Annotated in this window: 18 protein-coding genes and 1 pseudogene; 8 read left to right on the top strand and 11 right to left on the bottom strand. The window is 66.1% G+C overall.

Annotated features, from left to right (window positions below; all coding sequences use genetic code 11):
- Positions 1–3: 3 nt before the first annotated feature.
- From dapF to argH, 4 genes and pseudogenes are all read right to left on the bottom strand, one after another.
- A complete protein-coding gene (gene dapF, locus KUV74_RS09510) occupies positions 4–837 on the bottom strand; it encodes a diaminopimelate epimerase (RefSeq protein WP_045993942.1) in 834 nt (277 codons plus the stop codon).
- Positions 837–2,144, bottom strand: a complete 1,308-nt coding sequence (gene lysA, locus KUV74_RS09505; RefSeq protein ID WP_222516211.1) for a diaminopimelate decarboxylase — start codon at positions 2,142–2,144, stop codon at positions 837–839. Before lysA ends, dapF begins: the two co-directional genes overlap by 1 nt.
- An 83-nt stretch (positions 2,145–2,227) precedes the next feature.
- Positions 2,228–2,362: pseudogene (gene lptM, locus KUV74_RS21045) on the bottom strand (LPS translocon maturation chaperone LptM); the annotation flags it as partial.
- Positions 2,359–3,774, bottom strand: a complete 1,416-nt coding sequence (argH, locus tag KUV74_RS09495; RefSeq protein ID WP_108131863.1) for an argininosuccinate lyase — start codon at positions 3,772–3,774, stop codon at positions 2,359–2,361. The gene argH and the pseudogene lptM, both read right to left, overlap by 4 nt.
- A gap of 330 nt (positions 3,775–4,104) precedes the next feature.
- Between argH and hemC the strand changes: the two genes are divergently transcribed.
- The 4 genes from hemC to KUV74_RS09475 are packed head-to-tail and all read left to right on the top strand — an operon-like array spanning position 4,105 to position 8,642.
- Positions 4,105–5,037 carry a hydroxymethylbilane synthase gene (gene hemC / locus KUV74_RS09490; RefSeq protein ID WP_045993946.1) on the top strand — a complete coding sequence of 311 codons (933 nt, stop codon included), beginning with the start codon at positions 4,105–4,107 and terminating at the stop codon, positions 5,035–5,037.
- Positions 5,037–5,801: a uroporphyrinogen-III synthase gene (locus tag KUV74_RS09485; protein ID WP_045993947.1), complete on the top strand. Its 765-nt coding sequence runs from the start codon at positions 5,037–5,039 to the stop codon at positions 5,799–5,801. Before hemC ends, KUV74_RS09485 begins: the two co-directional genes overlap by 1 nt.
- A gap of 25 nt (positions 5,802–5,826) precedes the next feature.
- Positions 5,827–7,419: a uroporphyrinogen-III C-methyltransferase gene (locus KUV74_RS09480; RefSeq protein ID WP_222516210.1), complete on the top strand. Its 1,593-nt coding sequence runs from the start codon at positions 5,827–5,829 to the stop codon at positions 7,417–7,419.
- A complete protein-coding gene (locus KUV74_RS09475) occupies positions 7,416–8,642 on the top strand; it encodes a heme biosynthesis HemY N-terminal domain-containing protein (protein WP_045993949.1) in 1,227 nt (408 codons plus the stop codon). Before KUV74_RS09480 ends, KUV74_RS09475 begins: the two co-directional genes overlap by 4 nt.
- 293 nt (positions 8,643–8,935) lie before the next feature.
- Here the strand turns inward: KUV74_RS09475 and ybiO are convergent, their stop codons facing one another.
- Positions 8,936–11,311 carry a mechanosensitive channel protein gene (ybiO, locus tag KUV74_RS09470; protein ID WP_261395253.1) on the bottom strand — a complete coding sequence of 792 codons (2,376 nt, stop codon included), beginning with the start codon at positions 11,309–11,311 and terminating at the stop codon, positions 8,936–8,938.
- Between the two features lie 422 nt (positions 11,312–11,733).
- On the opposite strand from ybiO, the gene KUV74_RS09465 reads away from it, so the two are divergent.
- The gene (locus tag KUV74_RS09465) at positions 11,734–12,102 is read left to right on the top strand and encodes a fluoride efflux transporter FluC (RefSeq protein WP_124805054.1); all 369 of its coding nucleotides are present in this window, start codon (positions 11,734–11,736) and stop codon (positions 12,100–12,102) included.
- Positions 12,103–12,124: 22 nt separating this feature from the next.
- A complete protein-coding gene (locus KUV74_RS09460; RefSeq protein WP_222516209.1) occupies positions 12,125–12,544 on the top strand; it encodes a fluoride efflux transporter FluC in 420 nt (139 codons plus the stop codon).
- Between the two features lie 291 nt (positions 12,545–12,835).
- Here KUV74_RS09460 and pgi read toward each other — a convergent pair whose 3' ends face one another.
- Both pgi and KUV74_RS09450 read right to left on the bottom strand, forming a co-directional pair.
- Entirely contained in the window at positions 12,836–14,506 is a 1,671-nt protein-coding gene (gene pgi, locus KUV74_RS09455; protein WP_045993127.1) for a glucose-6-phosphate isomerase, read from the bottom strand.
- Positions 14,507–14,526: 20 nt separating this feature from the next.
- Positions 14,527–15,003 carry a methylglyoxal synthase gene (locus KUV74_RS09450; RefSeq protein ID WP_045993128.1) on the bottom strand — a complete coding sequence of 159 codons (477 nt, stop codon included), beginning with the start codon at positions 15,001–15,003 and terminating at the stop codon, positions 14,527–14,529.
- A gap of 360 nt (positions 15,004–15,363) precedes the next feature.
- Here KUV74_RS09450 and gap point away from each other — a divergent pair, with 360 nt between their 5' ends.
- Both gap and KUV74_RS09440 read left to right on the top strand, forming a co-directional pair.
- Positions 15,364–16,365: a type I glyceraldehyde-3-phosphate dehydrogenase gene (gap, locus tag KUV74_RS09445; RefSeq protein ID WP_045993129.1), complete on the top strand. Its 1,002-nt coding sequence runs from the start codon at positions 15,364–15,366 to the stop codon at positions 16,363–16,365.
- 134 nt (positions 16,366–16,499) lie between these two features.
- Positions 16,500–17,243: a sulfite exporter TauE/SafE family protein gene (locus KUV74_RS09440; RefSeq protein WP_045993130.1), complete on the top strand. Its 744-nt coding sequence runs from the start codon at positions 16,500–16,502 to the stop codon at positions 17,241–17,243.
- Positions 17,244–17,404: 161 nt separating this feature from the next.
- Here KUV74_RS09440 and KUV74_RS09435 read toward each other — a convergent pair whose 3' ends face one another.
- Genes KUV74_RS09435 through KUV74_RS09420 form a run of 4 tightly spaced genes read right to left on the bottom strand, consistent with a single transcriptional unit; the run spans position 17,405 to position 21,411 of the window.
- Positions 17,405–18,619, bottom strand: a complete 1,215-nt coding sequence (locus tag KUV74_RS09435; protein WP_045993131.1) for a PotD/PotF family extracellular solute-binding protein — start codon at positions 18,617–18,619, stop codon at positions 17,405–17,407.
- On the bottom strand, positions 18,612–19,652 hold the full coding sequence (locus KUV74_RS09430; RefSeq protein ID WP_222516208.1) for a CobW family GTP-binding protein: 1,041 nt from the start codon (positions 19,650–19,652) through the stop codon (positions 18,612–18,614). The genes KUV74_RS09435 and KUV74_RS09430 overlap by 8 nt, the downstream gene beginning before the upstream one ends.
- A gap of 29 nt (positions 19,653–19,681) precedes the next feature.
- Complete coding sequence (locus tag KUV74_RS09425) at positions 19,682–19,984, bottom strand: hypothetical protein (RefSeq protein WP_222516207.1); 303 nt, start codon at positions 19,982–19,984, stop codon at positions 19,682–19,684.
- 41 nt (positions 19,985–20,025) lie between these two features.
- Complete coding sequence (locus KUV74_RS09420; RefSeq protein WP_222516206.1) at positions 20,026–21,411, bottom strand: amidase family protein; 1,386 nt, start codon at positions 21,409–21,411, stop codon at positions 20,026–20,028.
- Between the last annotated feature and the right edge of the window lie 13 nt (positions 21,412–21,424).

The raw sequence follows: 21,424 nt of genomic DNA, 5'->3' as shown, positions 1-21,424 counted from the left end.
GGGTCAACGCAGCGGAATTCGTCCATCGAACACCCGCTCGGCGGGGCCGGTCATGATCAAGGGGCGCTCGCCACCTTCCCAGCGGATCGTCAGGCTGCCGCCGGGCAGGTGGACGGTCACCGGGCTTTCGAGCAGGCCCTGGCGAATGCCGCAGGCCACCGCAGCGCAGGCGCCGGTACCACAGGCCAGGGTCTCGCCGCTGCCGCGCTCGAACACCCGCAGGCGAATCTCGTGGCTGGAGACCACCTGCATGAAGCCCACGTTGACCCGCTTGGGAAAGCGCGGGTGGTGTTCGACCAGCGGGCCCAGGCGCTCCACCGGCGCCTGGTCGACGCTGTCGACCTTGATCACCGCGTGGGGGTTGCCCATGGAGGCGACGGCGATCTCGAGGGTCTCGCCGTCGACCTCGAGGGTGTGACGCAGGCGGTCCTCGTCGGCCTCGAAGGGCAGGCTCGGCGGGGCGAAGCGCGGGGCACCCATGTCGACGCTGACCTGCTCGTCGTCATGCACATCCAGCACCAGCGGGCCGCCGGCGGTCTCGACCCGGATCTGGCGCTTGTGGGTCAGCCGCTTGTCACGTACGAAGCGGGCAAAGCAGCGCGCACCATTGCCGCAATTCTCGACCTCGCTGCCGTCGGCGTTGTAGATCCGGTAGCGAAAGTCCATGTCCGGGTCCCGCGGCGGTTCCACCACCAGCAGCTGATCGAAACCGATACCGAAGCGCCGGTCGGCCAGACGGCGGATTTCCTCGGCTTCGATGCGGGCCCGCTGGGTGACCAGGTCGACCACCATGAAGTCGTTGCCCAGGCCATGCATCTTGGTGAAGTGCAGAAGCATCAGCGCGGTGCTCCTGACGTCGATCCCGATGCCGATCCCGGTTGCGATTCGCCGGGCAGCGACTCACCGGCCCAGAGGTCCTCGAGGGTCTCGCGTCGGCGCACCACCTGATAGCCGTCGCCGTCCACCAGTACCTCCGCCGGACGCGGGCGGCTGTTGTAGTTGGAGGCCATCACGAAGCCGTAGGCGCCTGCCGAGCGCACCGCCAGCAGGTCGCCGGGGGCCACCGCCAGTTGACGCTCCTTGCCGAGGAAGTCGCCGGTCTCGCACACCGGGCCGACCACGTCGTAGACGTCGCTTGCGCGGTCCAGGCGAGTATCGACCTCGATGATCGCCTGCCAGGCCTGGTACAGCGAGGGCCGAATCAGGTCGTTCATGGCCGCGTCGACGATGGCGAAGTTCTTGGTTTCGCCGGGCTTCACGTAGGTCAGCCGGGTCAGCATGACGCCGGCGTTGGCGGCGATCGAGCGGCCCGGCTCGAACAGCAGCGTCAGGCGCTCTCCGCCGTCCCAGCGCGACAGGCGCTCGAGCAGCTTCGAGGCGTAGTCGAACGGGGCCGGCGGCGTCTCGTCCCTGTAGGGCACGCCGAGGCCGCCGCCCAGGTCGAGGTGCGAGACCTCGATGTTCTCCTCGCGCAGGCGGTCGAGCAGCACCAGCAGACGCTCCAGGGCGTCGAGGAAGGGAGCGATCTCGGTGAGCTGCGAGCCGATATGGCAGTCGAGTCCGGTGACCTTGAGGTGCGGCAGTTCGGCGGCCAGGCGGTAGACCTCCAGCGCCTCGTCCACCGGAATACCGAACTTGTTGTCCTTGAGCCCGGTGGAGATATACGGATGGGTGCCCGCGTCGACGTCGGGATTGACCCGCAATGACACCGGCGCCACCTTGCCCAGGCGGCCGGCCACTTCATTGAGCACTTCAAGCTCTGGGCGCGACTCCACGTTGAAGCACTTGATGCCGACCTCGAGCGCGCGCGCCATCTCGTCGGGGCGTTTGGCGACGCCGGAGAACACCACCTTGGCCGGGTCACCCCCGGCGGCCAGCACCCGCTCGAGCTCGCCCTGAGAGACGATGTCGAAACCGGCCCCCTGGCGCGCCAGCACGTTGAGCACCGCCAGGTTGCTGTTGGCCTTGACCGCGTAGCAGATCAGATGCGGGTGGCTACCCAGTGCCTCGCGGTAGGCCTGGAAGTGGCGCTCCAGGGTGGCACGTGAATAGACGTAGCAGGGGGTGCCCACCGCCTCGGCGATGCGGGCCAGAGGCACTTCTTCGGCGTACAGCTCGCCGTCTCGGTAGTTGAAGTGATCCATGCTCAGCTCTCGTCCTCGGTCGCGCTCTGGTCGCTTTCCTGGCTGTCCTCTTCGCCCTGTTCGTCCTCGACGGTTTCGCGGGGGCCGTAGCGCTCCGCCGCTTCTTCGTCACCGGGCAGGTACAGGGGGCCTTTCTGGCCGCAGCCCGCCAGGGCCATCAGGGCCAGCAGCAGGGCCGGCAACAGGGCGGGTCGCAGCACCTTGACGAGGCGGTTCATTGGGCGCCTCCCTGGCCGGACGCAAGGGTCTTGAGGGCCTCACGGGCGCGCTGGGCAGCGGCGCGCACCTGGTCGGGTGCGGTGCCACCGATATGGTTGCGGGCGGCCACCGAGCCTTCCAGGGTCAGCACCTCGAACACGTCCTCGCCGATGACGTCGGAGAACTGGCGCAGTTCGTCGAGGCTCATGTCCGACAGATCCTTGCCGCTCTCGATGCCGTAGGCCACGGACTGACCGACGATTTCATGGGCGTCACGGAAGGCCACGCCCTTGCGTACCAGATAGTCGGCAAGGTCGGTGGCGGTGGAGAAGCCCTTGCGAGCGGCCTCGCGCATGGAATCGCCCTTGGAGACGATGGCCGGGACCATGTCGGCGAAGGCGCGCAGGCACCCCTTGACGGTATCCAGGGTGTCGAGCAGCGGTTCCTTGTCTTCCTGGTTGTCCTTGTTGTAGGCCAGCGGCTGCGACTTCATCAGCGTCAGCAGGCCCATCAGGTGACCGTAGACGCGGCCGGTCTTGCCGCGCACCAGCTCGGGCACGTCCGGGTTCTTCTTCTGCGGCATGATCGAGGAGCCGGTGCAGAAGCGGTCGGGCAGGTCGATGAAGTCGAACTGGGCGCTGGTCCACAGCACCAGCTCCTCGCTCATCCGCGACAGGTGCATCAGCAGCAGGCTCGCGAAGGCGGTGAACTCGATCGCGAAGTCCCGATCGCTGACCGCGTCGAGGCTGTTCTCGGCGGGGCGCTCGAAGCCGAGCAGCTCGGCGGTCAGGTGACGATCGATGGGGTAGGTGGTGCCGGCCAGGGCGGCGGCGCCCAGCGGCAGCACGTTGACCCGCTTGCGGCAGTCCAGCAGGCGTTCGTGGTCGCGGGCCAGCATCTCCTGCCAGGCCAGCAGGTGGTGGCCGAAGGTCACCGGTTGAGCGGTCTGCAGGTGGGTGAAGCCCGGCATGATGGTGTCGGCCTCGCCCTCGGCCAGCTCGATCAGCCCGGCACGCAGCCGCGCCAGCTCGCTGGCGACCAGGTCGATCTCCTCGCGCAGGTAGAGGCGAATATCGGTGGCCACCTGGTCGTTGCGCGAGCGCCCGGTGTGCAGCTTCTTGCCGGTGATGCCGATCTTCTGGGTCAGCCGTGCCTCGATGTTCATGTGCACGTCTTCCAGCGCCACCGACCACTCGAAACGCCCTTCGGCGATCTCCGTCTCGATCTCCTTGAGCCCGGTCAGGATGGCGTCACGTTCCTCTTCGCTCAGCACGCCAACCTGGGCGAGCATGGTGGCATGCGCGATGGAGCCCTGGATGTCATGGCGGGCCAGGCGCTGGTCGAAATCGACCGAGGCGGTGAAACGAGCGACGAAGGCGTCGGTGGGTTCGCTGAAGCGGCCGCCCCAGGACTGGTTGGTGGTCTGGCTCATTGAATGGACTTCCTGAATGACGATGCGATGGCGACGTGATCGGTGGCCGGCGCCGAGGGCGCTGACGGAGCCGGCAGCCGTTGTCGTTGGTATGCCCAAAGTGTACCAGAGTCGGCCCTTGAGGCGAGGGTGCAGCGGGCCGGCAAGGACGGTGCGGCATCAGCCCCTGAAACGAGGGTGGCAGCAGGCGCTTCTGGCAGGCGCGGCAACGGGTCCCGTCGCCGTCGATTTTACTGACGGAGACCGTGCTTTATGATGACGTCATTCATTTAACATGGCGGACGCGGCGATTTGGTCGCAAGCCCGACCAGGGAGAGCAACGTGCAACAGATGTCCAGGCTGCGTATCGCGACGCGCAAGAGCCAGTTGGCCCTATGGCAGGCCGAACATGTTCGCGATCGCCTGATGGCGATTCACCCCGGGCTCGAGGTCGAGCTGGTACCGATGTCGACCCGCGGTGACAAGATTCTCGACACGCCCTTGGCCAAGGTTGGCGGCAAGGGGCTGTTCGTCAAGGAACTCGAGGAGGCGATGCTCGACGGCCGCGCCGATATCGCAGTGCACTCCATGAAGGATGTGCCGATGCAGTTTCCCGAGAGCCTGGGGCTTTCGGTGATCCTGGAAGGCGCCGAGCCCACCGACGCCTTCGTCTCCAATGACTATGCTCGCTTCGAGGACCTGCCCGAGGGTGCCCGTCTGGGTACCTCCAGCCTGCGCCGCGGACTGCAGATGCGCGAGGCCCGCCCTGACCTCGAGGTCATCAGTCTGCGTGGCAATGTCCAGACACGCCTGGCCAAGCTCGACGCTGGCGAATTCGATGCCATCCTGCTGGCCACCTCCGGGCTCAAGCGGCTGGGGCTCGGTGAACGTATCGCCCAGGAGCTGCCACCGGAGATCTGCCTGCCGGCCTGTGGTCAGGGCGCGCTTGGCATCGAATGCCGCATGCACGACACCGAGCTGGTGTCGCTGCTGGCACCGCTCGACGATATCGAGACGGCGACCAGAGTGCGTGCCGAACGGGCCATGAATACACGTCTGGAAGGCGGCTGCCAGGTGCCCATCGGTGGGCACGCCATCTATCAGGACGATGGCAGAACCCTGTGGTTGAGAGCCCTTGTCGGCACGCCCGACGGTTCCCGCGTGCTGCGTGCCGAGGGGCGTGGCTCGGTGGACGAACCCGAAGCGCTGGGGATCCGCGTCGCCGAGCAGCTGCTGGAGCAGGGCGCCGGGGATATCCTGGCCGAGGTCTACGGACCGCGTTGATGGGCACTCCGGTACTGATCACCCGGCCCGGCGAACGCGCCCAAGCGCTGGCCGAGGCCATCGAAAGCAAGGGGTTCAGCACCGAGCGGCTCGAGGTGATGCGGCAGGAAACTGTGCCAGAGACGGCAGATGTGCGCTCGGCCTGGCTCGACATCGACCACTTTCATAAGGTGGTAGTCATCAGTCCCGCCGCCGCCGAGCGGTTGGTCGAGGCGCTGGATCGCTACTGGCCACAGCTGCCCCAGGGGCTTGAACTGTACGCCGTCGGGCAGGCCACGGCGATGGTCTTGCACCAGGCGCTGGGGCTAAAGGTGAGGGTGCCTGCCCCCGCCGCCGGAGAAGAGACCAGCGAGGCCTTGCTGGCGCTGGCCTCGCTGCAGCGCCTGGAGCACCAGCGAGTGCTGCTGGTGGCGGGCGAAGGTGGCCGCCCGCTGCTGGGCGACACCCTGGGGCAGAGGGGCGCGCGTGTCACGCGTCTCGAGGTGTATCGACGTCGCCTGATCACTCCCGACGCCGGGGCCAGAACATGGCTCGAACAAGGGGGCTATCAGGCGTTGGTGGTCAGTAGCGGAGAAATCCTTGAACATCTGGCAAGATGGTGTTCAGAGGCCGCCTTTCAACAACCGCTTGTCGTATCCAGCCAGCGGTTGGCTACACTGGCGAAAACGCTGGGATTTCGCATCCCGGTCGTGGCGTCTGGCGCGTCTCCTGCGGCGCTGGCGGCCGCGGTGGCAAGGACCTGCGACCCAGAGGATGGCGAATGAAGATCTCTAAAAGGGCTAGCGACAGATGAGCAACCAACAGCACGATCAGGACGAGCAGCAGACCCCGTCCGCTTCCGGCCAGCAGGGCACAGGAAGCGCGACCTCAGGCACGGACGCCTCGAAGGGCGGCGCGGGCAAGGGGGGCTCCCAGCGGCGGTCGCGGCGTCGCGACAAGAGTGGCAGCAGCTCGACCGGATCCACTTCGTCCAGTGCCAGCGCGGCATCCTCCACACCCGCTGCGGCGACGGGCAGCTCATCGCCTGCCGGCGCCACGGCGTCGAGCGCAGGCACCGCCAAGGCCACGCCGAGTGACGCCGCTCCGGTTGCAGCGAAGGGCGCCGCCGGGGACAGTGCCAGCAAGCCCAGCGACAGCAAGCCCAGCGCTAGCAAGCCCGACAACAGCGGCAAGGCCAGTGCCGGCAAGCCCGGCGATGGCAAGTCCAGTGACACCAAGGCCAGTGGCGCCAAAGCTAGTGACAACAAGCCCAGTGACAACAAGCCCAGCCCAGCGGCAGGCAAGGGTGGTAACGGTGGGGCTTCTGCCGGCGCCGGCGGTGCCGCGACCTCGTCTTCCGGCGGCTCTGGTGGAGGGAAGGCCGGCGTCGTGGCCCTGGTGCTGGTGCTGATCCTGATCGCCGGCGTGGCCTTTGTCGGCTGGAAGGGCTGGCAGCTGCAGCAGGCCATGTCCGCGCGCATCGACCAGCTCAAGCAGAACAGCCCCAGCGTGGCCGAGGTCCAGGAGCTGTCGTCCCAGCTGGAAAGCGGCCTTGCCGAGCGTCGCGAGACCATGGGCCAGGCGGTGGACGGCATCAAGAGCGACTTCGACGCCTACAAGTCCGACGTCAACCAGACCCTCGATCGGGTACTGGCCGAGCTGTCCAAGGAACAGAACGCCGACGAGCGTGACTGGCTGCACGCCGAGGCCGCCTACCTGCTGCGTCTGGCCAATCAGCGCCTGCAGCTCGAGCGTGACGTCGAAGGTGCTGCGGCGCTGCTGCGCACCGCCGACGCTCGCCTGGAAGAGGCCAACAATCCGGCACTGGTCCCGGTACGCCGCGCCATCGCCGAGGAGCTTGCCGCCCTGCAGACGGTGCCCAAGGTTGACCGGACTGGCCTCTACCTGGCCCTGAACGCCCAGCAGGAGCAGATCGCCGGCCTGCCGCTGGCCCAGGACATCGAGCAGTTCACCGCCGATACCACCATCGAGGAGGCTCCTTCCGGTGCCTGGCAGGAGCAGCTGGCACGGGTCGGTGAAGAGCTCAAGGAGCTGGTGACGGTACGCCACCACGACCAGGCGCTGGAAGCCCTGATCACCCCGGAGCAGGAGTCCTATCTGCGTCAGAGCCTGCGCCTGGTGCTGGAGCAGTCCCAGCTGGCCCTGCTCAAGGAAGAGACCGGCCTGTACGAGGCCAGCCTCGACAAGGCCATCACCCTGCTCGAAGGCTACTACGACGTCGACGACGAGTCGGTGCAGTCGGTGATCGCTCGTCTGGGCGAGCTCAAGGGCAAGTCCATCCGCCCGGAGCTTCCCGATATCAGCGCTTCCCAGCAGGCGCTGGCCCGGTTCATCGAGCAGCGCTTCGAAGCGGGCGCTTCCGGCCAGGGAGATAACGCATGAGAAAGCTGATCCTGCTCATTGTCGTTGGCCTCGCGCTCGGGGCGCTGTTTGGTCAGCTGATGATGTCGGTGCCCGGCTACTGGCTGGTGCGGGTGGGCGACACCTCCTTCCAGACTTCGTTCTGGTTCGGCCTGGTGATCCTGCTGGCCCTGTTCATGGTGCTGCACTTTGCCCTGCGCGTGCTGTTCCGCCTGAGCCGTCCGGTCAGCCGCTTCAAGGTGTGGAACTCGCGGGCACGCAATCGCACCGCAATGAAGCGCACCGTGCGCGGCCTGGTGGCATTGGCAGAAGGGCGCTGGAAGCGCGCCGAGAAGGCCCTGGTCAAGGCCGCCGATGACTCCAGCACCCCGCTGGTCAACTACCTGTCTGCCGCCCTGGCGGCCCACTACCAGGGCCGCTACGACCAGGCCGACACCCTGCTGAAGCGGGCCCACATCTCCACCGACGGCGCCGATCCCGCGGTGGGCATGATGCAGGCCCAGCTGATGCTGGACCGCCAGCAGTACGAGGAAGCGCTGGCGATCCTGACCCGTCTGGACCGTCATCTGCCGCGCCATCCCCAGGTGCTCAAGCAGCTCAAGGCCGCCTATATCAGCGTCAGCGACTGGGACGGCCTGCGTCGCCTGCTGCCGCGTCTGGCCGACCAGCAGCTGATCGCCCGGGAAGAGCGTGAACAGCTCGAGCTGCAGGCCTACCGCGAGCTGATCCTGCAGGAGACGCGCAATCCCGAGGATATCGAGCGGGTGCGCAACCTGTGGTCCGACATGCCCGAGTACCTGCGCACCAACATCGACCTGCTGGTGCTCTACGTCGAGACGCTGGTGCGCTGCGACGAACAGGTGATCGCCGAGAAACTGCTGCGCCACTCGCTCAAGACCAACTGGGACAGCCGTCTGGTGCTGCGCTATGGCCTGCTTGGGGTGGACGCTTCACGTCAGCTGGTGACCGCCGAGAAGTGGCTGCAGGAGCGGCCCAATGATCCCGACCTGCTGTTGACCCTGGGGCGTCTGGCGCTGCGTAACGCCTATTGGGGCAAGGCCCAGGAGTACTTCGAGGCGAGCCAGCGTCAGCGTCCCAGCGGGGTGGTCTGTGCCGAGCTAGCGCGGCTCTATGCCAACCTGGGCGAGCACAACAAGAGCCAGCTGTACTATCGCCAGAGCGTCGAGCTGCTCGACAAGTCGCTGCCCTCGTTGCCGCAGCCGAGCGACGCTCAGCAGGCCTGAGCCAGGCGTTCGATCTACTAAGCAGTACCCACAAACGCCACGGGCGGGGCTTCGGCCCCGCCCGTGGCGTTTGTGGTCCTGGTGGATGGGTCTCGTGCGCCGCGCCAGCGCGGCGTGGCGTCACCATGCTGAAGGCGAGTACAGGCCCGGCTTGCGGCGTGCAGCTGCCGCCACGCCTGTGTCGTCAGAGCTGTGGCGCCAGAGCGTGGCGTCAGGGCTCGGCACCCTGGCGATTCGATCAATAAAAAGGGGCGGCCCGTAGGCCGCCCCAGAAGCGTTGCAGGTAAGGTCTGTCAGTTGCCGTCGGGGTCGTAGTCGCCCCTGAACTTGGCGTTGGTCTCGGCATCCTCGCGGGTCTCGTGCTCGCGGGGCGAGTCGATACTGCCGTCCTCGCCGGGCAGCGGTGCGGTATCCCTGGCTTCGCCGGTCGCCACCACATCCTTCTCGACCAGGCGCAGGTTGGCGGCGGGCGCCTGGCCCTGCTTGTCTTCGCCAAAGAAGATCGTGGTGTGCGGGAAGGGGATCTCGATGCCCGCCTCGTCCAGATGCAGCTTGACCAGACGATTGTAGGCACGGCCCACCGCCCACTGGTTGCCGGGGGTGGTCTTGATGCGCACCCGGATGTTGACCGAGCTGTCGGCCAGGGCGATGACACCGGCCACCTCGAGGGGTTCGAGGATCTCGGACTTGAGGTCCTCGTCGGAGGACAGTTCGTCGAAGGCGTTGCGCAGGGCGACGATGGCCTCGTCCACGTTCTCGCGGTAGGCGACGCCGTATTCGCCCACATGGTAGCCGAAGCCACGCATGTAGTTGGAGACCACATCGACGCTGGAGAACGGCACTAGATGGTAGGTGCCGTGTAGGTCACGGATACCCACCGAGCGGATGCTGAGCTTCTCGGCGGTGCCGGTGATGCCGCCCAGGGTCACCACGTCGCCGGTATTCATGGCGTTTTCCACCTGGATGAAGATACCGGTGATGATGTCCTGCACCAGCTTCTGGGCGCCGAAACCGATGGCCAGACCGAGCACACCGGCACCGGCAATCAGCGGTCCGATGTTGATGCCGATTTCCGACAGCACGATCATCGCCGTCATGGTGACGATGGCGATGGCCAGGGCATTGCGGAACAGCGACAGCAGCGTCTGGGCCCGGGCCGAGGGCATGCCGCGGCCGGTGGTCGGATTCAGCTTGTGTTCGATCAGGCTGGCAAGGCCGATCCAGACCGCCGCGGCGACGATCAGGATGATGGCCACGTTGATCACCTGGCTGACCAGCACGCGACCCGCTTCGGAGGCGTACCAGGTGGCCATGTCGAACACGCCCCAGGCGTTGAGCAGGGCCATGGCGGCGACGATCAGGATCAGCACGTTGAAGGCGCGCAGCATCGTCGGGACATAGGAGTTGAGGCGTGCCTCGAGCAGCGGCAGCTTCTTGCGCAGCTCACCGGACAGGGTGATGCGACGACCGATGGCCTGGGCCAGCAGGCGCGACACCAGCATGGCAGCCAGCACGATACCGAGGGTCTTGAGGGTCGCGATCAGCACGAACGGCAGGGCGTCCTCGGGGCGTGTCAGGGTCAGCACCAGCACCACGGTGAAGTAGGTGATCGCCAGCAGATGCCAGATGCGGCCGAGCAGGCGCAGCGCGACACGGGAGGCCGACAGGCTGGACCTGACAGCGGCATCGAACAGCCCATCGCGCAGGCGGCTGCGATTGATCAGCACCACGGTGATGGCGTACAGGTAGGCGCCGATCATGATCAGAGCGCCGATGCCCTCACCGACACGGTAAGACAGGTAGGTGTTGATCAACGGGACCACCACCATCAGGCCGTAGCCGGTAAGGCCAATCAGCCGGGCGATCCAGCGATTCCAGTAGGACGCGCTGGGAGCGGTGATGGGCAGCAGTCGCAGGCCCTCGTAGCGTGAGGCGAACAGCATGCGCACGGCCGCCTTCAACAGCTCGATGACCAGGAAGGCATTGAGGAACAGCGACGCCCGGGTCGACAGGCTACCCGTTTCACCGATGGCGAAAGTGGCGGCCAGGTTGCCGCCGACGTAGGCAAGACCCACCACGGCGGCGTCCACGAACACCGCCAGCACCACGCACAGCACCAGGCGGATGGTGGGGTTGAGGTTCTGACCGTTCTGCGAATATTGGCTCAACCGTGTGAACAGTGGCCTGACCAGACGCCTGATGATCACGAACAGCACAAAGGTCGCCAGAATCACCAGGCCGAGGTTGATCGCCGCCTGGGTGAACAGATCGAAGTTGAGTTCGCCTTCGGTCAGGGCGCCGTCGATCATGCCACCGAAGATGGCGGCGAGATTCTCGAACTGATTGCCGAACTCGCTGACCACGCGGCTGGTCATGTCCGCCAGTTGCTTGGGCAGGGTAGCCTCGGCGGCGCTGTCGACGGCCTGTTCACCGGCGGCCTGGGCCTGCTCGGGGGCGTTTTCCGCCATCTGTCGCAGTTGTTCGATCAGTTGGCTGCGCGCCTGTTCGTTTTCCAGCAGGTCGGCCAGGGTCGAGTAGGCCGGACCGTCACTGGAGGAACCGCCAGAGCCGCTGGCGTCACCGCCCTGCTGGGCGATGGCAGGTCCCGCGAGCAGCACGAGCGCGAGCATCAGCACGCTGAAGAGTCGAGAGCAGAGTCGTGATCGCATCACGCAAACCTTCTCCTTTGATGGGTGGGCCCGTCGGGGCAGAGGGGCGTCCTTGGACGAATCTGTCGCAGGCTAACATGCCCGTTTGCCGCTTGTACGCAATCAAGGATGTACAAAAGTTGTACGGATTGCCAATTCTGTGCCATATTGATCGTGAACGCATCCCATGCGCTTCATCCCTGCTAGGCAAGCACAACTTCGCCGCCCCCTCGGGCGGCGTTTTTTTTAGATTTTCAGCACCTTCAGCGTCTTTGATTTCCCGCCTTCCGAGGCTCGGTATTGTCTGTGCCTTGTCGCTTTACGGGCCATCTGCGATCAGCCCGTTTCGCCACGCCGAGGGCGAGGTCCAGCGGTATTGCCACCGGTCACGACATCGCCCAGGTATTTGCATACCATGGCGGTTTTGGCCGAGGCGATTGGTGATGGAGTGGTGGACGCTGGCAGCGGTAGCGCTGGGGGGCGCCGCAGGAGGCATGGGGCGACTGTTCGTCAGTCGTCGGGCAGCGGCCGCCTGGGGAGTACGCTTCCCCTGGGGGACCCTGATCGTCAATCTGCTGGGAGCCTTAGTGATCGGCCTGCTGGCCAGTCGCCTGGTGGCAGGCTCGACCGCGGCACTCATGCTGCTGAGCGGGGTGATGGGCGGCTTCACCACGGTGTCCTCCTTCAGTCTGCAGACCCTGGACCTGATGCGCGAAGGTCGTCATGCAGCGGCCGCGCTCAACGTCTCGTTGACCCTGCTGGCCGGCCTGGCCGCCGTGGTGGCGGGACTTGCCCTCGGGGGTGGCCTGTGAGGTGTCGGCAGAGGGGAGAAGCATGAGTCAGGCAACAAGCGTCTGGCGGCTCTATCTGGCGGTGGGCCTTGGCAGCGCCCTGGGATCGGTGTGTCGCCTCTTGACCGGCGTCGCGGTCTCGGGCCTGGTGGCGTCGTCCTTTCCCTGGGCGACCCTGCTGGTCAACGTGCTGGGATCCTGGTTGATTGCCCGCTTTGCTTCCCATGCGGCCCTGAGCGACAGCCCTCGGCTGGCGAGCCTTCATCCGCTTGTCGTGGCGGGCTTCTGTGGAGGTTTCACCACCTTTTCGCTGTTCAGCCTCGAAGCGGCCCGCCTGGCCACCGGCGGCAGCCCTTGGCTGGCGCTGGCCTATGTGGTGCTGAGCGTGCCGCTATGGCTGGCGGCGGCCTGGGCCGGTGACGTCAGCGCACGGCGGGCCCTGGTCAGAGGCTCGTCCGAGTAGCCCAGACGCTCGTCAGAGTAGCCCCGGCGGTCGTTTAAGTAGCCCAGGCCTCGTCTCGGCAAGCCAGACGCTATCCCGCTATTCCGGCCCCCGCGAGCCAGCGGAAAGCAGGCCAGACCAGCGCGAGCCAGAACAGCGCGAGCCAGACCCGCGCGAGCCAGACCTAGGCGGGCCACCCTGGAGCGCAGACTCCGGGGTGGCCCGTTGGCTTTTCTTGTCCGTCGCTGGGTGCCCGCCATGGCGGGCCCGTGCCGAGCACTCGGTGCTCGGCACCTTCCGCCTCCGCCCCGCTTACTTGGCCTTGGCGTCCTTGCCGGCGGGCTTGGCGGTCTTCTTCGCTGCCTTTTCAGCGGCCTTTTCCACGCTCTTGCCGGGCGCCTGGAAGTGCTCCCGCACCAGGCCCAGCAGTCCCTGGGTCGAGGCGTCGAAGTCCTGGCTGCGCTCGTCGATCTTCTCGCTGATCTCGCCGGCGATGCGCTTGCCCAGCTGGACACCCCACTGGTCGAAGGAGTTGATGTTCCAGATCACCCCCTGGACGAACACCTTGTGCTCGTAGAGCGCGATCAGCGCGCCCAGGTTGCGTGGTGTCAGTTCGTCGAGCAGCAGCACGCTGGAGGGGCGGTTGCCGGGGCAGCTGTAGGGGTCCAGGTCGCCGCCCTTGCTGCTGCCTTCCATAAAGGCGTTGGCCTGGGCCAGCATGTTGGTGAGCAGGGCGAAGTGGTGGTCCTCGACGCCGGGCTCGGGCTTCAGCGAGGCGATGAAGTCGATGGGCACGTAGCGGGTGCCCTGGTGCAACAGCTGGAAGAAGGCGTGCTGGCCGTTGGAGCCGGTCTGCCCCCACACGATGGGGCCGGTCTTGTAGTCCACCGGGCGACCGAAGATATCGACCGACTTGCCATTGGACTCCATGTCGAGCTGCTGCAGGAAGGCCGGCAGCTGATGCAGGGCCTGGTCGTAGGGCACGATGGCCTGGGTCTCGGCACCGACGAAGTTGATGTACCAGATACCGATCAGCGCCATCAGCACCGGCATGTTCTCGCCGAGCGGGGCGTTCTGGAAGTGCTGGTCCATCTCGTAGGCGCCTTCGAGCATCTCGATGAAGCCTTCATAGCCAATCGCCAGGGCGATGGGCAGGCCGATCGAGGACCACATCGAATAGCGACCGCCGACCCAGGCCCAGAATTCGAACACGTTCTCCTCGCGGATGCCGAACTCCATCGCCGCCTTGCGGTTGGTCGAGGCGGCGATGAAGTGAGCGCCGATGTCGGCGTCATCGCCGGCGTTCTCGACGAACCAGCGCCGTGCGGTGCGGGCGTTGAGCAGCGTCTCCTGGGTGGAAAACGTCTTGGTCGAGACGATGAACAGGGTGGTGGCCGGGTCGAGGCGGCTCAGCACCTTCTGGATATGCGCGCCGTCCACGTTGGAGACGAAGTGGAAGTTCAGGTCCGCCTGGCGGTACTTGAGCAGGGCGCGGCTGGCCATGTTGGGGCCGAGGTCGGAGCCACCGATGCCGATGTTGACCACGTCGCGAATACGCTCGCCGCTGTAGCCCTTCCAGTTGCCACTGCGGACCTCTTCGGAGAAGCGCTTGATCTGCTCGCGGGTGGCGTGGATCTCCGGCATCACGTCCTTGCCATCGGCGATGACCGGGCTGTCCCCCAGATTGCGCAGCGCCGTGTGTAGTACCGGCCGGTCCTCGGTGACGTTGATGATGTCGCCGGAGAACATCTGGGCGCGACGCTGGACCAGCGCCGAGTGTTCGGCCAGCTCGACCAGCTTCTCCAGCACCGCGTCGGAGATCTGGTGTTTGGAGTAGTCCAGAAAAAGCCCGCCCACGCGCAGGCTCATCTTGTCGAACCGCTTCGGATCCTTGGCAAAGTAGTCGCGAATCCGGTCGTCGGCGGTCTCGTCGCGAAGCTTCAACAGCGACTGCCAGGTCACGCTTCGGGTCAGCTGGAACACGGGAGAATCCTCGATATTGGTCAGTTGTTATCGCTGCGAGAGGAAATCCAGGCGTTGGCATCCGGGATCTGCATCTCGTAGTCCTGGCCGAGCCAGGGCGAGCTCATCATGAAGTCGGCGCTGGAGGGGTTGCAGGCCACCGGCACGTTCCACAGGGCGGCCAGGCGCAGCAGCGCCTTGACGTCCGGGTCGTGGGGCTGGGGGGCGAAGGGGTCCCAGAAGAAGATCAGCAGGTCGAGTCGTTGCTCGGTGATGCGAGCACCGATCTGCTGGTCGCCTCCCAGCGGACCGCTCATCAGGCCTTCCACCTCCAGCCCCAGGGTGCGGCTGAGCCGCGCGGCGGTGGTGCCGGTGCCGAGCAGCTGGTGAGCGATCAGGGTGTCCTTCCAGCGGGAGGCCCACTCCATCAGTTCCTGCTTCTTGCCGTCGTGGGCGACCAGGGCGATGCGCTTGCGAGCCGGCAGAATGCGGCTGACTTCCTTGACGGGTTGGGGCATGGGGCCTCCGGGATAAAGGCGTGGTGAATGGTGTCACCGGGATGAGGGATACCTTAGAGCGTTGAAGGTAATATTACTACGGCTTGGCGATGCGACTAAGGTCTAGCGCGGGCCTTCATAGAGAAGGCGCGGGCAGTAAGTTGTCGAAATTTCGTGCTTATTAGAGTGTCCTTCATCAATGTTTTTGGAGAAATGTTGTAAGTTTAACAAAATAGTGCTTGAGTCCCGGCGCTGTCTGTACCACATTGGTGCCCACTGACGACGTCCTTGCGGGGGATTTGCATCTTTAGTGAATCCGCCTACCGTCGACTCACCAGCTTTCACGCAAGAACGCTTTCGCCGCTCAGGGGGATATTCGCTATGACGCTCAAGGTTGCCATCAACGGTTTCGGACGTATCGGTCGCAACGTGCTGCGCGCACTGTACGAAAACGGTTACCGGGACCGGATTGAGGTCGTTGCCATCAACGATCTCGGTGATCCTTCGCTCAACGCCCACCTGCTGCGCCATGACACCGCTCACGGTCACTTTCCCTTCAAGGTAGAACATGACGAGGAGAGTCTGAGCGTCGATGGCGACCGTATCGCTATTCTGTCCGAGCGTGACCCGGCCAGCCTGCCCTGGGCGAAGCTCGGCGTAGACATCGTGATGGAGTGCACGGGCCTGTTCACCACGCGCGCCGACGCCGGCAAGCACGTCGAGGCCGGTGCCGCCAAGGTGCTGGTCTCCGCGCCTAGCCCCGACGGCGACGCCACCATCGTGTTCGGCGTCAACGACGGCGTGCTCAAGGCCAGCGATACCATCGTCTCCAACGGCTCCTGCACCACCAACTGCCTGGCGCCGGTGGCCAAGGCGCTCAACGACGCCGTCGGTATCGAGAATGGCCTGATGACCACGGTCCATGCCTACACCAACGACCAGAACCTGTCTGACGTGTACCACAAGGACCCGTACCGCGCGCGTAGCGCCACCCACTCCATGATCCCGACCAAGACCGGCGCTGCCGCTGCCGTGGGCAAGGTGCTACCGGAGCTCAACGGCAAGCTGGATGGCCTGGCCGTGCGCGTGCCGGTGATCAACGTCTCGCTGGTGGATCTGGTGTTCAACGCCTCGCGCGACACCACCAAGGAAGAGATCAACGAGATCGTGGCCAAGGCGGCGGAGAATTCTCCGGTGCTCAACGTCAACGCCCAGCCGCTGGTGTCCATCGACTTCAACCACGATCCGGCCTCCTCGACCTTCGACGCCAACCACACCCGCGTCAATGGTCGCCTGGTCAAGGTCATGGCCTGGTACGACAACGAGTGGGGCTTCTCCAACCGTATGCTGGACACCGCCCTGGCCATGCAGGCCGCCAAGTAAGCCAATAGCCCCCGCCCGCTGCCATCGGCGGGCCTGGTGTGGCACTCTGATGGTCGGGGCGATTCGCCGCCCCCATCATTGGTACAGACGCCGAAGCAGTCACTGCTTCGGCGTCTTTGCGCGCAAGGAATGCCATGCTGCCCGAATACTCCTGGCTCGCCTGGGGCCTGATCATCCTCTCCACCTACCTGACCGGCATCTCCAAGGGCGGCTTCGCCGGGGGCTTCGGTACCCTGTCGGTGCCGCTGATGGCGCTTGCGATAGATCCTATCGCCGCCGCTGGCCTGTTATTGCCCTTGCTGCTGGTGATGGACGTTCTGGCGGTCAAGGCCTGGTGGGGGCACCAGGATATGGCTGAGGTGAAGCGATTGATCCCCGGCATGGCGATCGGCGTGGTGGTGGCTACCCTGGTGGCGGGCAGCCTCGACGAGGACCACGTCAGGCTGCTGCTGGGGGTGATCTCGCTGTTGTTTGTCGCCTACATGATCGTGAAGCCGGCGGCCTCCAGGCCGATCGCCTCTTTCTGGGCGTGGCCCGCGGGTATCGCCACCGGTATCACCAGCTTTATCGCCCACGCCGGCGCCCCACCGATGAACCTCTACCTGGTGCCCAGGCGCCTGCCCAAGACCACCTTCATCGCCACCACCACATTGGTGTTCGCCGCGGTCAATACCATGAAGCTGCCGCCTTACCTGTGGCTTGGCGAGATCAACCTGACCAGTATCTGGGCGTCGCTGGCGCTGGTGCCGGTGGCCTGGTTCGGCATCAGGTCCGGCCTGTGGCTGCAGCACCGGGTCAACGAGCGGTTGTTCTACCGGCTGGTGATACTGGCCATGGCGGTGGTCGGGGTGCAGTTGATCATCAAGGCGCTCGCATAGGGCTCGCCTGAAAAGTGCCTGCGCTCGGTAATACGGCGTTAAAAATCGGATCAAAATGCTCATTTACACCCTGTAAACTGCGCTTTCTCACCGATTTTTGCCTTGTCTAACCTTCGCTCGTCGACTTTTCGGGCAGAGCCGAGCGACGGGCTGTAGCGGGCTCACGCCGACATGAAGTCGTTCCAGCGCCGCACCAGATAGTTGTGCTCGTCCATCACCGTGTTCCACACCGCGATGCGGCTCATGCGCGTCATGTAGTCGCCACCGTCGCGTACCTCACCCTTGTGGATCATGCCACAGGGGCCTGACGGTCCGGCGAGTTCCTCCGCCGCGGGCTTGCCGGCGTACCAGTAGTCCCATTCCGCCGCAGACAGGTGAGGGCGGGTCAATTCAGGGGTCGAGATGTAGTAGCCCTGTCGCGCCATGACGGCGCCGGGCCAGCCCGAGATCCACCAGTTGAGATACTCATAGGCGGCGTCCAGGCTGCGGCCTTCGATGCTGCGTGACAGCGACATGCCGCCGTACCAGGCGCGATAGCCTTCCCTCGGTGCGGCCATGCGCACCTTGAGCTGGCGCTGCTTGAGGTCGGTCATCGCCGGTGACCACAGGCTCTCGATGCCGACGCGACCGCGCAGCATGTCCGAAGAGGCCTGGTCCTGGTTGCTCCAGAAGGTGCGGAAGTGCTGAGCCCGCTTGAGCTCGATCAGGCAGTCGATCAGGCAGTCGATCTCAGCGACGCTCAGGTTGCCCAGGTCCTCGAACTGCACCAGGCCCGCGGCCTTGGCGGCAAGCGCTGCGTCGATGGCGCCGATGGCGCTGTCGTTCTGCAGGCTGACCATGCCGCGCCAGCGCGGGTCCAAAAGCCAGCCCCAGCTTTCCTGCTCGCTGTCGAGGCCGTGGGGCAGCATGTCCAGGCGGTATCCGAAGCTGTCCACGTTGTGGCTGACCGGCAGCATGGTGATGCGCTCGCTGGGACGGGCGCCACAGCTGCCGTCGGCCTGGATATAGAGCCGGTCGACCGGATTACCGCCGGCACCGAGCGGCGCGTGGGGCGTCAGTCGGCCGGTCTTCGGCAGGTCGTTGATCGCATCCCAGTGGTGGATGCGCGAAAGCTCGATGGGCTGGATGGCCCCGGCCGGCCACACGAAATCGACGTTGTGAAACCACTGGTCGTAGATGTCGAAGCTGTCCGGCGCCAGCACTCCCGCACGCTGTGCCGCCACCCCGTCCATGACGGTGAATTCCAGGCGCAGGCCCAGGTCCTCGCGAGCGCGCTGGCGAATGCTCTCCAGCAGTGTCACCGAGGTGCCCAGCACCCGCAGGGTGACCGGACTGCGCTGGACAAAGGGGGCGCTGGGCTTGGCGGTGTCAGGCATGCAGGATCCTTGGGCTGGGATGGTCGCTGACCTTGTCCATGAAGGTCGCAAGCGATTGTGTCACGCGCTCGGCGTCGATGTCCCGAGTGATGAAGATCAGCTCCGAGCGGCGGTCGTCCGAAGGCCAGGCCTCCACGTGCTCCGGCGGGTGGATGGTGTGCTGGACACCGTGGAGTACCACCGGTCGATCGTCGCCCTGGACGTGGAGCACGCCCTTGACCCTGAGGATATTGCTGCCATGGCGGTTGAGCAGCATCGACAGCCAGATGCCGAGGCAGGTCCAGTCGACCTCGCCCTCGAGGCCGAGGCGGAAGGAGCGAATGTCGCCGAGATGGTCCGGATCATGCTGAGGCGGCTTGCGCCAGGGGCCGAGCCAGGACTTCACCTGGCCGGGGGTGAAACGCTGCAGGTGCGGTCCGCTGGCGAACAGTTCATCACTGGGCTGGCGTAGCGCCTCGGCGCCCAGCCGCTGGGCCGCCGGGTTGATCGTGTCCAGCATGGCCTCGAGCCCTGCCAGGGTGTCTTCCTCGACCAGGTCGGCCTTGCTGATCACCAGCTTGTCGGCCACCGCCACCTGGGCCTCCCAGACCGGGTGCTGGGCGCGACTGTCGACGGCGTTGAGTGCGTCGACCAGGGTCAGGTTGGTGCCGGGGCGCAGGTGGTGGCGCAGTACCGGGTCGGCGGTGATGGTCGAGGCGATCGGGCCCGGATCGGCGAGCCCGGTGGTCTCCAGCACGATGCGCTTGAACGCCGGGATCTCACCGTCCTGGCGTCGGGACAGCAGGCGTCTGAGCGCCTCTGACAGTTCGCCGCGGATGGTGCAGCAGACGCAGCCGCTGGACAGCAGCACCGCATCCTCGGCAATCTCGCCGAGCAGGCGGTCGTCGAGACCGACGTCGCCGAACTCGTTGATCAGTACCGCACTGTCGCCGAAGGCTTCGCTGGCCAGCACCGACTTGAGCAGGGTGGTCTTGCCGGCGCCCAGAAAGCCCGAGATCACGTGCACCGGCACCAGGGGTGTCGTCTCGTTCATGGTGGTGTCCTCGTCGTGGCGGTCTGGGGTCATTGCAGCGAGGCCAGGAAGGCGGGATCGAGCGGGTCGAGTTCATGACCGCCCATGCGTTCTGCCTGCAGCCATACGCCGCCCAGATCCTGCACGATCTCGCGCTTGCCGGTGGCGGTGGCGAGCACGAAGCTCGCTGCCTGGAAGTCCTCGATGGTGATCCGGCGGGGGCTCAGCACGCGATTGATCAGGGTGACCCGGTAGGCGCGGGCGCGCCAGCGCGCGAAGTGGGCCTGCTCGGGGTCCTCGATGTTGGTGCTCCAGTGGCTTTCGCCGCCGAGTGCACCGCACAGTCCGCACATGCCAACCTCCGATGGCGCCGTCGGCGCCGAATGAATGTGATTTATGCCGTCAGCGCCGAGCTGGCGCCAAGGGCCACCCGCAGCAGCGCTTCGTCCTCGCCGCAGGGGCTGCTCAGCTGCAGGCTGGTGTGCTGACGGTCGTCGTCGCGCCCACTGGGCAGGGCTACCGCCGGCGAGTCGAGCAGGCTTGCCACCATACTCAGGCGCAGCGTCGCCAGATTGACCTCGGCGAAGTGCTTGGGATCGGCTTCCAGCGGCGCGAGCAAGGGCGCCACATGCGCTACCGTGGGCGTCAGCAGGGTCGCGCCCGCGAGCTCCTCGCGCAGCCGCGTCTTGAGCGCCTGGCGCAGGCGGTACAGGCTGACCACGCTGTCCGGGGCCATCTGGCGGGCGGCCTCCAGGCGCTTGCGTACCCTGGGGTCCATGGCCTCGGCATCGGGGCCTTCCAGCAGGGCGCGGTACTCGGTGTAGGCCTCCGCCGCGCCCAGCCAGCCGTGGCGGGTGATGGCCTCCAGGGTGTCAGCGACGCTCGCCACACGGCGACGGACGATGTGGAAGCCGGCGTCCTTAAGGCGGCTGGCGCAGGCCTCCAGATTGTCGCCCACGGCGCGGGATACCCTCGGGTCGTCGAGGCAGCCTGCATCGAGCACGATCACCGACTGTTCGGGCACGGCGGCGGCACGAACCAGCGGCGCGCTGCCGCGCATCGTGTCGTCGATGGCCAGGCAGTCCTCGAGGGTGCTGGCGATGACGCCGATGGTGTCCAGGCTGTCGGCCAGCGGTGTCACTCCCTGGCGCGAGTGGCGGGCCTGGGAGGGGCGATAGGACACCAGCCCATTGAAGGCCGCGGGGACGCGCAGCGAGCCGGCGGTGTCGGTGCCGATGGCGGCCGGCACGATGCCTTGGGCGACCGCCACCGCGGAGCCGGAGCTGGACCCGCCGGGGGCCCTGGGCTCGTTCTCGTTTCTGCTTTCGTGCTCGTGCTCGCTCGAGGTGGGGGGAGGGGTATGGTGCGGCGTACCGTAGTGGGGGTTGAGGCCAAGCCCCGAGTAGGCGATCTCGGTGAGGTTGGTCTTGCCGATGCAGACCATGCCCGCGCCGGCTGTGTGGCGTACCGCCTCGGCGTCGCGCTCGGCCGGCGTCTTGCCCAGCACCTTGCCGCCGGCGGTGGTGGCGGTACCGGCGATGTCGAACAGATCCTTCCAGGCCAGCGGCACGCCGTCCAGCGGCCCGCGCAGGGTGCCCGAGCGCTGACGCTCGGCACAGGCTTCGGCCTCTACCAGGGCGCGTTGTTCGGTCAGCGAGATAAAGACGGCGTCACTGTCGGTGGCCCGGGTCAGGCATTGGCGGGTCAACGCGACCGGATCGAGTTCGCCGCGTCGGATGGCCTCGCCGATGGCCAGGGCGGTGAAGGGTTGTGCAGGCATGCACGTCTCCTGT

It is taken from the genome of Halomonas sp. DP1Y21-3 (assembly GCF_019801245.1).
In the GTDB taxonomy this organism is placed as follows: domain Bacteria; phylum Pseudomonadota; class Gammaproteobacteria; order Pseudomonadales; family Halomonadaceae; genus Halomonas; species Halomonas litopenaei.
Note: the sequence above shows the minus strand (reverse complement) of the source record. Positions and strands in the feature narration are given on the sequence as shown.

Bases quoted from the DNA above. Each gene is read 5' to 3' on its own strand.
- dapF (WP_045993942.1), bottom strand. From the start codon at position 837: ATGCTTCTGCACTTCACCAAGATGCATGGCCTGGGCAACGACTTCATG.
- lysA (WP_222516211.1), bottom strand. From the start codon at position 2,144: ATGGATCACTTCAACTACCGAGACGGCGAGCTGTACGCCGAAGAAGTG.
- argH (WP_108131863.1), bottom strand. From the start codon at position 3,774: ATGAGCCAGACCACCAACCAGTCCTGGGGCGGCCGCTTCAGCGAACCC.
- hemC (WP_045993946.1), top strand. From the start codon at position 4,105: ATGTCCAGGCTGCGTATCGCGACGCGCAAGAGCCAGTTGGCCCTATGG.
- KUV74_RS09485 (WP_045993947.1), top strand. From the start codon at position 5,037: ATGGGCACTCCGGTACTGATCACCCGGCCCGGCGAACGCGCCCAAGCG.
- KUV74_RS09480 (WP_222516210.1), top strand. From the start codon at position 5,827: ATGAGCAACCAACAGCACGATCAGGACGAGCAGCAGACCCCGTCCGCT.
- KUV74_RS09475 (WP_045993949.1), top strand. From the start codon at position 7,416: ATGAGAAAGCTGATCCTGCTCATTGTCGTTGGCCTCGCGCTCGGGGCG.
- ybiO (WP_261395253.1), bottom strand. From the start codon at position 11,311: ATGCGATCACGACTCTGCTCTCGACTCTTCAGCGTGCTGATGCTCGCG.
- KUV74_RS09465 (WP_124805054.1), top strand. From the start codon at position 11,734: ATGGAGTGGTGGACGCTGGCAGCGGTAGCGCTGGGGGGCGCCGCAGGA.
- KUV74_RS09460 (WP_222516209.1), top strand. From the start codon at position 12,125: ATGAGTCAGGCAACAAGCGTCTGGCGGCTCTATCTGGCGGTGGGCCTT.
- KUV74_RS09450 (WP_045993128.1), bottom strand. From the start codon at position 15,003: ATGCCCCAACCCGTCAAGGAAGTCAGCCGCATTCTGCCGGCTCGCAAG.
- gap (WP_045993129.1), top strand. From the start codon at position 15,364: ATGACGCTCAAGGTTGCCATCAACGGTTTCGGACGTATCGGTCGCAAC.
- KUV74_RS09440 (WP_045993130.1), top strand. From the start codon at position 16,500: ATGCTGCCCGAATACTCCTGGCTCGCCTGGGGCCTGATCATCCTCTCC.
- KUV74_RS09435 (WP_045993131.1), bottom strand. From the start codon at position 18,619: ATGCCTGACACCGCCAAGCCCAGCGCCCCCTTTGTCCAGCGCAGTCCG.
- KUV74_RS09430 (WP_222516208.1), bottom strand. From the start codon at position 19,652: ATGAACGAGACGACACCCCTGGTGCCGGTGCACGTGATCTCGGGCTTT.
- KUV74_RS09425 (WP_222516207.1), bottom strand. From the start codon at position 19,984: ATGTGCGGACTGTGCGGTGCACTCGGCGGCGAAAGCCACTGGAGCACC.
- KUV74_RS09420 (WP_222516206.1), bottom strand. From the start codon at position 21,411: ATGCCTGCACAACCCTTCACCGCCCTGGCCATCGGCGAGGCCATCCGA.